The organism is Thalassospira sp. MCCC 1A01428 (assembly GCF_002115825.1).
GTDB lineage: Bacteria > Pseudomonadota > Alphaproteobacteria > Rhodospirillales > Thalassospiraceae > Thalassospira.
Genome location: NZ_JFJZ01000075.1, coordinates 1 through 11,809 on the forward strand (window position 1 = coordinate 1; position 11,809 = coordinate 11,809).

An 11,809-nucleotide genomic window follows, 5' to 3' on the forward strand; every position below is an offset into this window, starting at 1 on the left:
CCGGGGTAAATGCCCCGGCTTGCTTTGTAATCAACTCTCAACGGAAATGCCTTATCAGCCTAACGTGCCAACTGTTGAAATTGGCGCTTCCAGTTTCCCTTGCTCAAACGCCGATCCAGATGCGTGTTGATCACTGCCGGAGATCTCGGCCCCCGGTCAATGGAGGACAAATCATCACAAAGATGTCGGCCCAAACGGCTATCAAGCGTATCCCGAACCTGCAAAGCGGTGAGATTTAAACGATCTGCTAACCATCTTGAAACCGTATCCCACGTCATTTCAACATCATATTCAGAAACCCGGGCGGTTCCCCAAAAGCCCCAGTCCTTATTCTTGGTCGGCATCGGTGTAATCGCCATGTTCTGCATCCTCGTTCCAAATTCAACGAGGACCAGTTGCAATCTCTTCGCTTTGGAAGTCCAGCCCAATCCGAGCAACATTTTTGCGAAAGCACCAGAGAATAAACCACCGCTCCGCTGCAACACCAAATCTATGCAAAATGGATTGCCAAACTGTGCAAAAAATCGCGCCGCGCTATAGCATTCCAGCAGCGCGTAACCGAAGGTGGATAAGGCAAAAGCCCGATCCTTTCGGACCGGGCTTTTTAATTGGTAGCGGAGGAGGGACTTGAACCCCCGACACGCGGATTATGATTCCGCTGCTCTAACCAGCTGAGCTACTCCGCCATATGGCTTTGTCTTTCGCAGTTCCGTATCGTGCGGAACGGGGCGGTTTTTACGTCAGGGAACCGCCCCCGTCAAGCGCCTTTTTGACGTTTTTATCAAAAAAGATTCCGCCAAAATCACAAGTGGCACAAAGCCTTGATAATACGGCCTGTAGTATCGGCATTTTCGCCCTGCCCGGCCAATATAAGCACAGGCAGATGCGAAACCGGCCACAGGCCGTTTTAAACGATGGTCAGGCCGCGCTAATTGTGTCGCGAGCCGGTGTGACCTGCGCCGTGCCAGCAACAGCCTGATGCTCCTGCGCGCTGATCCAGCCACCACCTAAAACACGGTCGCCCTGATAAATCACGCCAGCCTGCCCCGGTGCGATGCCGAACTGTGGTGCGTGCAAGTCGATCCGCGCCTGCCCCGGTGCATCAGCAACCGGATAAAGCGTTGCCGTGGCGGGTGCCATGGCAGAGCGCAGCTTAACTTCAACCTCGATCCCGGCCGGGTCAATGGCTGATGCGCCCAGCCAGTTCAGGTCTTTGACGTAAATGCTGTGCTTTGCCAGCGCCGATTTGGGGCCGACAATGACTTGGCGGGTTTCAGGCACCAGTTTGACCACATAAAGCGGTTCTGCCGTACCCCCAATATTAAGGCCGCGCCGCTGCCCGACCGTGTAATGGATCAGCCCGCGATGATCGCCCATCACGTTTCCATCCACATCCACAATCTGGCCGGGTTCACCCGCTTCGGGGCGCAGCTTTTCCACCAGACGGGCATATTTGCCATCGGGGACAAAGCAAATGTCCTGACTGTCGGGTTTATCGGCCACCTCAAGGCCAAACCGGGCCGCAAGGGCGCGGGTTTCAGCCTTGGACGTTAAATGCCCCAAGGGGAAACGCAAAAAATCGAGCTGTTCCTGGGTGGTGGTAAACAGGAAATAGCTTTGATCGCGGTTGGCGTCGGCCGCACGGTGCAATTCCGCCTGGCCGTTGGCGGCCAGTTTACGCTGCACATAATGGCCAGTTGCCATGCAGTCCGCCCCCAGATCATGGGCCGTTTCCAGCAAATCGCGGAATTTGACGGTCTGGTTGCACTTCACACAGGGAATCGGCGTTTCGCCGCGCAAATAGCTATCGGCAAAATCGTCGATGACTTCTTCGCGAAAACGGCTTTCGTAATCCAGCACGTAATAGGGAATATCAATATCCTCGGCCACTTTGCGGGCGTCGTAAATATCGCGGCCCGCGCAGCAGGATTTTGCTCGTGACGGCGCATTCGCCCCCATATCATAAAGCTGCAACGTGATCCCAACCACATCGTAACCTTCTGATTTTAAAAGCGCGGCTGCCGCCGAACTATCCACCCCGCCCGACATGGCAACAACCACGCGGGTATCTTCGGGGGCTTTGTCTATTCCAAGACTGTTCATCGTCAAATTCCCTTGGCCCACCATCGGTCAAGGCGATGGCGACCAGATTGTGTCGATCTCTGATCCGGTATTTTAACGGGGCGTTTTTCGCACCGTCGCTATTTATGTGTGCCCTATATGGGCCCAGTCACCTATTTTGCCAGATCAAGGCCCATTTGCCAAAAATCGGCTTCAAGGCGGCTTGCCATGGTAAAGGTACGGGTTAAATCATCCATCCGGCCGGCGGCCCCGCGCTGGGTTGCCAGCATGTCAAGCAGGGTGATTTCAGCCCTGGCGACATTCTGGAAATCATCTGACGCGTACATTTCAATCCACGCTTGGTAGGGATTCCCCTCCAGCCTTGTATCAGAACTTGCCATCAAGCGGTTTGCGATTTCGGCATATCCCACCATACAGGGCATCACTGCTACATGCAGGTCGATAATATCGCCCTGGTTGCCCTTTTCCAGCACATAGCGGGTATAGCCGATTGTGGCACGGGCTTCGGGCTGGCTAACGATATCGCTTTCCGTTAAATCCCAGCTGTTGCAAAAATCCAGATGCAGGCTCATTTCCATGTCCAGAATTGCCGATACAGTTTGGGAATACTGGCGCATCGCGGTTAAATCGCCCGCCTTGTAAACCGCCAGGGCATAGGCACGGGCAAACTGGATGAGAAACAGGTAATCCTGAATCAGGTAATGGCGAAAGCATTCTTCGGGTAATGTGCCATCGCCCAGCTTACGAACAAACTCATGATCCACATACCTGTTCCAGACATCAGGGGCATTGGCCCGCAATTGCCCAAACAGGCTTTCGGCTGGAATAATGTCGGTAAAATCACTGGTGCTGGTCATTAAAATGGCTCCGCTGCATACGCGCGATACATAAAAACAGATCAGACCAGCCCGCGTTGGCGGGACTGGTCCTTGATCTGGCGATATATGGCGTTTTCCATCCCCTGCCCCGCCTGCAAGCGGGGTCAAAGATGGTTCGGCAATCAGTCTTCGCGTTCGTCGATCCAGGCCATCTGAATAGCCTCAAGGATCTTTTCGTTCGATGCTTCGGGATCATCCTCGAAGCCCGGCAGCGCACAAACCCATTTATGCAAATCGGTAAAGCGCAGATGCACGTTGTCGGCATCCGGGTGGGCTTCTTCAAGTTCGATCGCGATATCGATTGTATCTGTCCAGCGCATCGTCGTCCCCTTTTTCGGGTGAAAAGGCCCGGCGGTTAACAGGCCAGATTATTTATCAACCATCATATTGCGCGTCGCTGAGGGCAGCATAACACGCAAACCATCCAGTTCATCATTCATGATAATCTGGCAGCCAAGACGCGAGGTTTCGGTCAGGCCAAATGCGAGGTCAAGCATGTCTTCTTCGTCTTCGCTGGGTTCTTCAAGTTTATCGAACCAGTCACCGTCAACAACGACATGGCAGGTCGAGCATGCCAGCGAACCTTCACATGCACCTTCCAGATCGATGCCGTTTTTATGCGCGGCTTCAAGAACGGACAACCCGTCGGCGACTTCGAATTCTTTTTCCGAACCGTCAGGTTCCACAAAAACGATCTTGGGCATCTGCGCCTTTCTCCTCGAATTAAATTCTGTTTCGATCTCTGTTTATCGACCCGCTTAAGCGATGTGCCGGGACAATCGCCGCAGCGGCCTAATTTGTCAATTCATCTGCACCCGGTTAAGTGCCGACACTATTCACATTTTGACCCGCAAGTGCGCGGCGAATACCACGATCCATACGTTTTTCGGCAAACGGGCGCGATGCGGTATCCAGTGCTTCGGCCAGATCATTGATAATCTGGCGGTCATCACCTGCCATCGCCGTTTCAAGTTCGGTAACTGCCGCAGCAATCGCGCCTTCATCATCAGCATCAAGCAATTCGGCATCGGCCTTCATCGCAGCCTGCACTGCCAGAATATTACGCCGTGCTTCAACCCGGGCCTCGGTCAACAATCGCAATTCCATGTCACCGCGGGCATTAACCATACTGTCGCGCAGCATATTCGCCATGTCGGTTTCATTAATGCCATAGGTCGGCTTAACAGCGACTTCCTGCTCGGTTCCTGTGGTTTCCTCACGCGCGGAGACGGTTAACAAACCATCGGCATCAACCTGAAACGTCACACGAATGCGCGCAGCCCCTGCCGCCATCGGCGGAATACCCGAAAGAACAAACCGCGCCAGCGACCGGCACTGATCCACCATTTCGCGTTCGCCCTGCACCACATGAATCATCATGGCACTTTGACCATCCTGATAGGTGGTAAATTCCTGGCCCTTGGCAACAGGAATAGGGGTGTTGCGATCAATCACTTTTTCAACAATCCCGCCCATGGTCTCAAGACCCAGTGACAGCGGAATAACATCCAGCAACAGGTTATCAGACCCACCGGTCAGGGCTTCGGCCTGCAATGCGGCACCAACGGCGACCACTTCATCGGGATCGATGTTAGAAAGCGGATCCTGTTCAAACAGCGATGCCACAGCCGCACGCACCGCAGGAACACGGGTGGAACCGCCCACCAGCACAACACCTTTTACGTCTTCGGGCAGCACATCGGCATCATCAAGCACCTGTTCAGTGATCGACACCGTGCGCGCCACCATCTTCGCGATCATGGCATCAAAACCGGTACGGGTGATGCTGTGTGTGGTTTCGCGATCGTTGATATCAACCGCAACATCAATCTGATCACGTTCGGTCAGGGCTTCCTTGATCGCCCGGGCGACCTTTAACAGACGCTTAGCGGCCGAGGAATCAATCGTGTCGTCAATACCGTCAGCTTTGCGCGCCGCCAGAATATGTTCAACAATGGCGTGATCAAAATCATCGCCCCCCAATGCCGCATCACCACCGGTTGATTTAACCTGGAAAACACCCTTTTGCATTTTCAACAGGGATATATCAAACGTACCCCCGCCCAGATCATAAACCGCATAAAGCCCCTCTGCCCCGTTATCCAGGCCATAGGCCAACGCAGCCGCCGTTGGCTCATTCACCAGACGTAACACCTCGATGCCGGCCAGTTTGGCAGCATCCTTGGTGGCCGTACGCGCGGCATCATCAAAATAGGCCGGAACCGTAATAACAGCCTGTTCCACATCCTGCTCAAGGGCCGCTTCGGCACGGGCCTTAAGGGCGCGCAAAATATCGGCTGAAACTTCGACCGGGGTTAAAACCCGGTTGCCAACATTAAGGCGCACCATTTGCGGTTCGGCAGTGGCCGCATCTGAACCCGCCACCGTTTCGGGAATTTCAACATGATAAGGCAAAGTGCCGGCAACCGATTTCACATCTTCAAGGCCACGGCCCATCAATCGTTTAACCGAAGACACCACCTGGCTTGCCTCGCTATCGATCAAATCGCGGGCGGCTTCGCCCACGGTTACCGTCCCATCAGCGGCATAATGCACAACAGAGGGAACAATGGCCGACCCGCCATCGGGATTGCGCAACACTTCGGATTTTTCCGCGCGCGACATGGCGACAACAGAATTGGTTGTGCCCAGATCGATCCCGACCGCCAGTTTACGTTCTTCCTCGTGGGGAAGCGGGGTTTGTCCGGGTTCGTGGATGGTCAGCAAAGCCATAAAATTCAATCCGTTTATTATATCAGGCCGCAGCCAAGCGTGCCTTTTTGGCCCGCGCTTCCTGCGCCATTTTTAACAGATAACGCAACCGCGTGGTTAATTTGCGGGCCGCATCATAGGCCCCGCCATTAATTGCGGTCGCAACTTCCTTTTCGCAATCGCGCGCCATTTTGCGCACATCTCGAATGATCGTATCAATTGCCGCCCGGTCCCCGGCATCATCCAGGGCTTCGCGCATTTCCATTGCTTCCATCAACAATGCCGGGTCATTCACCGTTTGGCCTTCACCGCCTTCGGGTTCCACACCGTTCATACGCATCATGTATTCCGCACGCGACACCGGGTTTTTCAGGGTTTCAAAGGCCTCGTTCAGGCTGGCAGCCTGTTGTTGCGACAGGGCCTTTTCACGGGCCGATTTCGTCGCAAAGCGATCCGGATGCAGGGCCTGTTGCTGTTTTAAGTATTGAATTTCGATCGCATCAATATCGACATTAAAATCGCGCGCGCATTCAAACCGGGCAAAATGATCCAGCTGTCCCGGCGCCTGGATGGCACCACAGGTATCGCAAAACAGCGCAACAGCATCGACCGGCCCCTTGCAGGACCAACAAATTTTATTGCCATTGCCAGTGGTAGCAGTGTGTTTTGACGCAGCAGTCATTTTATTTCGGGCCTGTATCATTCAACACATTGATCGGACTTGCGGGCCATAACACCCGTTCGCAGCCACCATATGAAACCTGCGACCAAAGGGATAAGACCCACATGCCCAAAAGTTTCATATGCCGGTTAAAACATATGCCATCAAGTGATGACCCCGGTGACAAGCACCGGGGCCATCGACAAGATCAGGGCCGGAAACCGGCGGCATCAAACGTGGAAGGACTCCCCGCACCCGCAACGCCCTTTTTCATTGGGATTGCGAAACACGAAACCTTCTTCCATTTTGTCGACCGAATAATCCATCTCTGTACCCAGCACAAACATGATTGCCTTGGGGTCGATCATCAGCTTCACACCGTCGTCAAGCTGGACGATTTCGTCAAATCCGCTTTCATCATCGGCGTATTCAAGCGTGTATGACAGACCTGAGCACCCTTTGCTGCGCACACCAAGACGAATCCCAGCAGACGGTTTGCCGCGGCTATCAAGCAACGCCTTGATATGATCAAGGGCATTCGGTGTTACGTTAATTGGCGACGGTAATGCCATCCTGGTCTCCTTGTCTGCGGATAATCATACGATTATCAGGGTAAAGCAGCTTATTCAGCCGCTTCAACCTCGGCTTTGCCGTTTTTGGTGTTGTAATCGCTAATCGCGGCTTTGATCGCGTCTTCAGCCAGGATCGAGCAATGGATTTTAACCGGCGGCAACGCCAGTTCTTCAGCGATCTGCGAGTTTTTAATCGCACCCGCTTCGGCAATGGTCTTGCCTTTAACCCATTCCGTGATCAACGAGCTTGATGCAATCGCCGAACCGCAACCAAAGGTTTTAAATTTTGCATCTTCAATGATCCCGTCGGCGGAAACACGAATTTGCAGTTTCATCACGTCACCACATGCGGGGGCGCCAACAAGGCCGGTCCCGACAGCGGTTTCGTTCTTGTCGAACGAACCGACATTGCGCGGGTTTTCGTAATGATCAAGAAGCTTTTCACTATAAGCCATGGTTTGAACCCTCCTAAGAAGTCCTGTGTCTCTCTGTAACTATTATATAGTACGCGTCGCAATTAATGCTCGGCCCACTCGATTGATTTAATGTCGATGCCTTCCTGCGCCATTTCCCAAAGCGGGCTCATTTCACGCAGACGTTCCACTTCATTGCAGATCGCATCAACAGCCTGGTCCAGTTCTTCGCGGGTGGTGAAGCGACCAATACCAATACGCAGTGACGTATGGGCCAGTTCTTCGTCCACACCCAGGGCGCGCAGCACATATGACGGCTCAAGCGACGCCGAGGTGCAGGCCGAACCGGACGAAACCGCAATGTTCTTGATGCCCATCAACAGGCTTTCGCCTTCGACATAGGCAAACGAGATATTGAGGTTACCGGCAACACGGTTTTCTTCATCACCGTTGAGGTAGATATCGGCCAGACGTTCACGGAAACGGTTCAGCGTATAGTTACGCAGTTCCATGATGCGGGCGTTTTCTTCGGCCATTTCGTTTAGCGCAATATCACATGCCTTGCCCAAACCAACGATCAGCGGGGTTGGCAAGGTACCTGAACGCATGCCGCGTTCCTGACCACCACCGGTGATCTGGGCAACAACACGCACGCGCGGACGACGGCGCACAAACAACGCACCAACGCCCTTCGGACCATAAATTTTATGACCCGAAATCGACATCAGGTCGATTTTCATGTCATTGACATCAAGCGGAATTTTGCCAACGGCCTGGGCCGCATCACAATGGAAGAACACACCGCGTTCACGGCAAATCTCGCCAATTTCCTTAAGCGGCTGGATCACACCGATTTCGTTGTGAACCGCCATGATCGAAACCAGGGCCGTTTCATCGGTGATCGCAGCTTTAAGCTGTTCAAGATCAACCAGGCCATTTTGCTGAACCGGCAGATACGTAACCTTGTATCCTTCCTGTTCCAGATGGCGCGCACTGTCGAGAACGCATTTATGTTCGGTCACCGTCGTAATCAGGTGCGGTTTTTTCTTGCCGTAAAACTTCATCACGCCTTTCAGCGCAAGGTTGTTTGACTCGGTCGCACCGGATGTAAAGATAACTTCCTTGGGCGATGCCCCGATGATGGTTGCAACCTGGCCACGGGCCAGTTCAATGGCATCTTCTGCTTCCCAGCCGAACGAATGGTTCCGCGAGTGGGCATTACCGAATTTCTCATAAAAATAAGGCAGCATTGCATCAACAACACGCGGATCGGTCGGCGTTGTCGCCTGATAGTCCAGATAGATCGGCTTTGCTTTAAGCTCGTTCATTTTTAGGCATCCTCACTCATTTTCTCAGGCAGCATTGCGCGCGAGTTTTTTGCGCTCCGCATTGCCCCGCATCCGGCTCCAAACACGGATAAACATATCGATCTCTTCGTTGGTTGTTTCAGAACCCAGACTGACCCGTATGGCCGATCCCGGTTCTGCAACGCCCATTTCCTTCAAGACGTGGCTTTCGCGAACCTTGCCCGATGAACAGGCCGATCCCGAACTGATTGCCACCCCGGCCAGATCCATTGCCATCACCTGCGTTTCACCGGGCATACCGGGCAGGATCAGGCAACTGGTATTGCCAAGGCGCGCGGTATCGCGGCTTGCGATCACCACTTCTGGCGCTGAAGCCAGAATTTCGTTTTCCAAACGGTCCCGCTTGGCTGTTATGTCGTCAATATTGGCCAATTTTCCGTCAACCAGGGCCGCTGCGGCACCAAAACCGGCAATACCGGCAACATTTTCGGTGCCACCCCGGCGGTATTTTTCCTGCCCGCCACCGCGAATTTGCGGCACCAGCATCACGCCCGGGGCAATAACAAGGGCACCAACACCTTTGGGGCCACCAATTTTATGGGCCGATACCGAAACCATATCGACCAGCAGGCGCCCCATATCCACCGGCACCCGGCCAACGGCTTGCACGGCATCACAATGGATTTTGGCACCATATTCACGGGCCAGCAGTGCGGCCTGTGCCACCGGCTGAATGACACCGGTTTCATTATTTGCCAGCATCACCGAAACCAGCACCTTTTCGCCAGCTTCCCGGCATACCCTTAACATGTCTTCAAGTGCGCCAAGGTCAATGACCCCGTTTGCATTTACGGCAATACGCCGGGCATCGTGGCGCGCCTCGATCACTGAGGGATGTTCGATTGCGCTGGTCAGCACCACCACATCTTCCAACCCGTTCAGGGCAAGGTTGTTGGCTTCGGTACCACCACTGGTAAAAATAACCCGTTCGGGATCACCGCCAACCATATCAGCAACCTGACGGCGGGCACGATCCACAATCTTGCGGGCATCACGCCCTGCTCCATGCACAGAAGACGGATTTCCGGCAACGTCAAGTGCTGCCACCACCGCGTCACGGGCGGTAGCGTTCATCGGCGCACTGGCGTTATAATCAAGGTAAACCGGCTGTTTCATCACGTCTTGAACTGGGCCTTTCACATTTAAGGGCTGATTTGATACCGAAATTATATTTGCAATTTATTGTGCCGCCACTTGCGGCTCATGAACCTGGGTGGTCCGACGATCAAACATCCGACTGACACCCGATATACGACGATCCACAACATCAGCAAGGCTGACCGACGACAGATACAGATAGATCTGATTGCCCAGTTCTTCCCACAATTCATGGGTCAGACACCGGCCTTTATCGGCTTTGCAGCCCTTGGGCGAGCCAGACTTGCAGCGCGTTGCGCGGATCGGTTCGTCCACGGCCAAAATCACATCCGCAATACGGGTTTCCTGCGCTGTCCGTGCCAGCATATAACCACCACCTGGCCCGCGCACCGAACGAACCAGTCCGCCCTTGCGCAGTTTGCCAAACAGTTGCTCCAGATAGGACAGCGAAATTTCCTGACGTTCGGCAATGTCAGCAAGGGCAACGGGGCGATCCCGGCCACTATCAGCCAGATCAACCATTGCCATTACCGCATAGCGGCCTTTCGTACTTAACTTCACAGTGCGTCCTCCTGCCTGTGCATCGCATTATCAAACAATGCACGGGCTTTCGATTTCAGTGTGCCGCAGTGCGGCGCTCGAACAGACCAGACTTATTCCGAAGCAACCACAATACGTGGTTTTTCCGGGGCGGCAGCCGGTGCCGAACTACTGCCCTGTTGTTCACCTTCAAGTTCAACCACACGCTGGCGCAATCCCTGGACTTCGCGCGAAAGATCTTCAAGAGCGCGGGCAATCGGGTCGGGCAAATCGCCAACCGGGGTACCATAGGCGCAGAACCGGTCATCTTTTTCGCGGCGAACAATTTTCGCCGGAATACCCACAACCGTCGCCCCTTCGGGAACTTCGGCCAGAACAACAGCATTGCCGCCAATGCGCGCATTACGGCGCACGGTGAACGGACCCAGAATTTGCGCGCCCGAACCAACAATCACACCATCTTCCAGTGTGGGGTGGCGTTTCAGGCCCCGTTGGCCGTCACTATCGACACTGGGGGCCGTTCCGCCCAGCGTGACGCCCTGATACAAGGTAACGTCATCGCCAATTTCGGCGGTTTCGCCAATAACAACACCCATGCCGTGATCAATAAAAAATCTTTTCCCGATCGTGGCACCAGGATGAATTTCAATACCGGTCAGCCAGCGAAAAATTTGCGACAGGAACCGGGAAGTAATGCGAAAACCACGCTTCCACAGCCAGTTGGTAACACGATACCCCATGATCGCATGAAACGCCGGATAGCTTAATACGACCTCCAAACGGGACCGTGCCGCGGGATCGCGTGCGATCATCGCGTCTATTTCCTGGCGAATTATCTTGAACATGGGGCAGTCCCCTGTGTAATAAGTAGTTTCGATTCCCGGCAACCACCCATATCGGCGCAGCGTCGCACAAGATGCAACACAGGTCGGTATGGCTGTCCGGTTGACTGAAATATAGGATAACCGAGTAACGTGGTCAAGTATTTGCCCCAAGCAATTTATGCCAGCAGAACAAAAAAACTCACAAATCTACTCGGGTATATTCTTCCTACTGCACACCCATTTGCGGACAGGAGCTGTCTGATCCATGCCTGAGGTCATTTTTAACGGCCCCGAAGGGCGCCTTGACGGGCGCTACCACCATAACGGTGCTGACAATTCGCCCATCGCCCTTATTCTTCATCCACACCCGCAACAGGGTGGAACAATGAACAATAAGCTGTGCTTTAACCTGTTCAATATGTTCAAGGATCGCGGTTATTCCGTGATGCGGTTCAACTTTCGCGGCGTTGGCCGGTCGCAGGGCGTGTATGATCACGGTATTGGCGAACTGTCCGATGCGGCATCCGCCCTTGACTGGATGCAAACCTATAATACCAACTCGCGCTCGACCTGGGTGGCGGGGTATTCGTTTGGCGCCTGGATCGGAATGCAGCTTTTGATGCGCCGTCCGGAAATTGACGGCTTTATTTCGATTGCGGCCC

General features: G+C 53.9%; 14 protein-coding genes and 1 tRNA gene. 1 reads left to right on the forward strand and 14 read right to left on the reverse strand.

Annotated features, from left to right (window positions below):
- Positions 1-59: 59 nt before the first annotated feature.
- The 14 genes from THS27_RS24800 to cysE all read right to left on the reverse strand — a co-directional run bounded on the left by THS27_RS24800 (position 60) and on the right by cysE (position 11,168).
- A complete protein-coding gene (locus THS27_RS24800; RefSeq protein WP_210403011.1) occupies positions 60-359 on the reverse strand; it encodes a hypothetical protein in 300 nt (99 codons plus the stop codon).
- Positions 360-609: 250 nt separating this feature from the next.
- Positions 610-686, reverse strand: a tRNA-Met gene (locus THS27_RS24805).
- 232 nt (positions 687-918) lie between these two features.
- Complete coding sequence (gene mnmA, locus THS27_RS24810) at positions 919-2,103, reverse strand: tRNA 2-thiouridine(34) synthase MnmA (protein ID WP_085595498.1); 1,185 nt, start codon at positions 2,101-2,103, stop codon at positions 919-921.
- Positions 2,104-2,234: 131 nt separating this feature from the next.
- Positions 2,235-2,939, reverse strand: a complete 705-nt coding sequence (gene tenA, locus THS27_RS24815) for a thiaminase II (RefSeq protein WP_085595499.1) — start codon at positions 2,937-2,939, stop codon at positions 2,235-2,237.
- Between the two features lie 143 nt (positions 2,940-3,082).
- Complete coding sequence (gene iscX, locus THS27_RS24820) at positions 3,083-3,280, reverse strand: Fe-S cluster assembly protein IscX (protein WP_085595501.1); 198 nt, start codon at positions 3,278-3,280, stop codon at positions 3,083-3,085.
- A gap of 48 nt (positions 3,281-3,328) precedes the next feature.
- A complete protein-coding gene (locus tag THS27_RS24825; protein ID WP_085595503.1) occupies positions 3,329-3,664 on the reverse strand; it encodes a ferredoxin family 2Fe-2S iron-sulfur cluster binding protein in 336 nt (111 codons plus the stop codon).
- A gap of 115 nt (positions 3,665-3,779) precedes the next feature.
- Entirely contained in the window at positions 3,780-5,693 is a 1,914-nt protein-coding gene (gene hscA, locus THS27_RS24830) for a Fe-S protein assembly chaperone HscA (protein WP_085595505.1), read from the reverse strand.
- Between the two features lie 22 nt (positions 5,694-5,715).
- Positions 5,716-6,354: a Fe-S protein assembly co-chaperone HscB gene (hscB, locus tag THS27_RS24835; protein ID WP_085595507.1), complete on the reverse strand. Its 639-nt coding sequence runs from the start codon at positions 6,352-6,354 to the stop codon at positions 5,716-5,718.
- Between the two features lie 209 nt (positions 6,355-6,563).
- Complete coding sequence (locus THS27_RS24840) at positions 6,564-6,905, reverse strand: iron-sulfur cluster assembly accessory protein (RefSeq protein WP_085595509.1); 342 nt, start codon at positions 6,903-6,905, stop codon at positions 6,564-6,566.
- 50 nt (positions 6,906-6,955) lie between these two features.
- The gene (gene iscU / locus THS27_RS24845) at positions 6,956-7,360 is read right to left on the reverse strand and encodes a Fe-S cluster assembly scaffold IscU (RefSeq protein WP_085595511.1); all 405 of its coding nucleotides are present in this window, start codon (positions 7,358-7,360) and stop codon (positions 6,956-6,958) included.
- A gap of 62 nt (positions 7,361-7,422) precedes the next feature.
- On the reverse strand, positions 7,423-8,646 hold the full coding sequence (locus THS27_RS24850) for an IscS subfamily cysteine desulfurase (protein WP_085595513.1): 1,224 nt from the start codon (positions 8,644-8,646) through the stop codon (positions 7,423-7,425).
- 24 nt (positions 8,647-8,670) lie between these two features.
- Positions 8,671-9,801, reverse strand: a complete 1,131-nt coding sequence (locus THS27_RS24855; protein ID WP_085595515.1) for a cysteine desulfurase family protein — start codon at positions 9,799-9,801, stop codon at positions 8,671-8,673.
- 63 nt (positions 9,802-9,864) lie between these two features.
- Complete coding sequence (locus tag THS27_RS24860) at positions 9,865-10,344, reverse strand: Rrf2 family transcriptional regulator (RefSeq protein WP_085595516.1); 480 nt, start codon at positions 10,342-10,344, stop codon at positions 9,865-9,867.
- 92 nt (positions 10,345-10,436) lie between these two features.
- A complete protein-coding gene (gene cysE / locus THS27_RS24865; protein ID WP_085595518.1) occupies positions 10,437-11,168 on the reverse strand; it encodes a serine O-acetyltransferase in 732 nt (243 codons plus the stop codon).
- A gap of 244 nt (positions 11,169-11,412) precedes the next feature.
- On the opposite strand from cysE, the gene THS27_RS24870 reads away from it, so the two are divergent.
- A partial coding sequence (locus tag THS27_RS24870; RefSeq protein ID WP_210403012.1) for an alpha/beta hydrolase occupies positions 11,413-11,809 on the forward strand: 397 nt, incomplete at its 3' end.

Bases quoted from the DNA above. Each gene is read 5' to 3' on its own strand.
- THS27_RS24800 (WP_210403011.1), bottom strand. From the start codon at position 359: ATGGCGATTACACCGATGCCGACCAAGAATAAGGACTGGGGCTTTTGG.
- mnmA (WP_085595498.1), bottom strand. From the start codon at position 2,103: ATGAACAGTCTTGGAATAGACAAAGCCCCCGAAGATACCCGCGTGGTT.
- tenA (WP_085595499.1), bottom strand. From the start codon at position 2,939: ATGACCAGCACCAGTGATTTTACCGACATTATTCCAGCCGAAAGCCTG.
- iscX (WP_085595501.1), bottom strand. From the start codon at position 3,280: ATGCGCTGGACAGATACAATCGATATCGCGATCGAACTTGAAGAAGCC.
- THS27_RS24825 (WP_085595503.1), bottom strand. From the start codon at position 3,664: ATGCCCAAGATCGTTTTTGTGGAACCTGACGGTTCGGAAAAAGAATTC.
- hscA (WP_085595505.1), bottom strand. From the start codon at position 5,693: ATGGCTTTGCTGACCATCCACGAACCCGGACAAACCCCGCTTCCCCAC.
- hscB (WP_085595507.1), bottom strand. From the start codon at position 6,354: ATGACTGCTGCGTCAAAACACACTGCTACCACTGGCAATGGCAATAAA.
- THS27_RS24840 (WP_085595509.1), bottom strand. From the start codon at position 6,905: ATGGCATTACCGTCGCCAATTAACGTAACACCGAATGCCCTTGATCAT.
- iscU (WP_085595511.1), bottom strand. From the start codon at position 7,360: ATGGCTTATAGTGAAAAGCTTCTTGATCATTACGAAAACCCGCGCAAT.
- THS27_RS24850 (WP_085595513.1), bottom strand. From the start codon at position 8,646: ATGAACGAGCTTAAAGCAAAGCCGATCTATCTGGACTATCAGGCGACA.
- THS27_RS24855 (WP_085595515.1), bottom strand. From the start codon at position 9,801: ATGAAACAGCCGGTTTACCTTGATTATAACGCCAGTGCGCCGATGAAC.
- cysE (WP_085595518.1), bottom strand. From the start codon at position 11,168: ATGTTCAAGATAATTCGCCAGGAAATAGACGCGATGATCGCACGCGAT.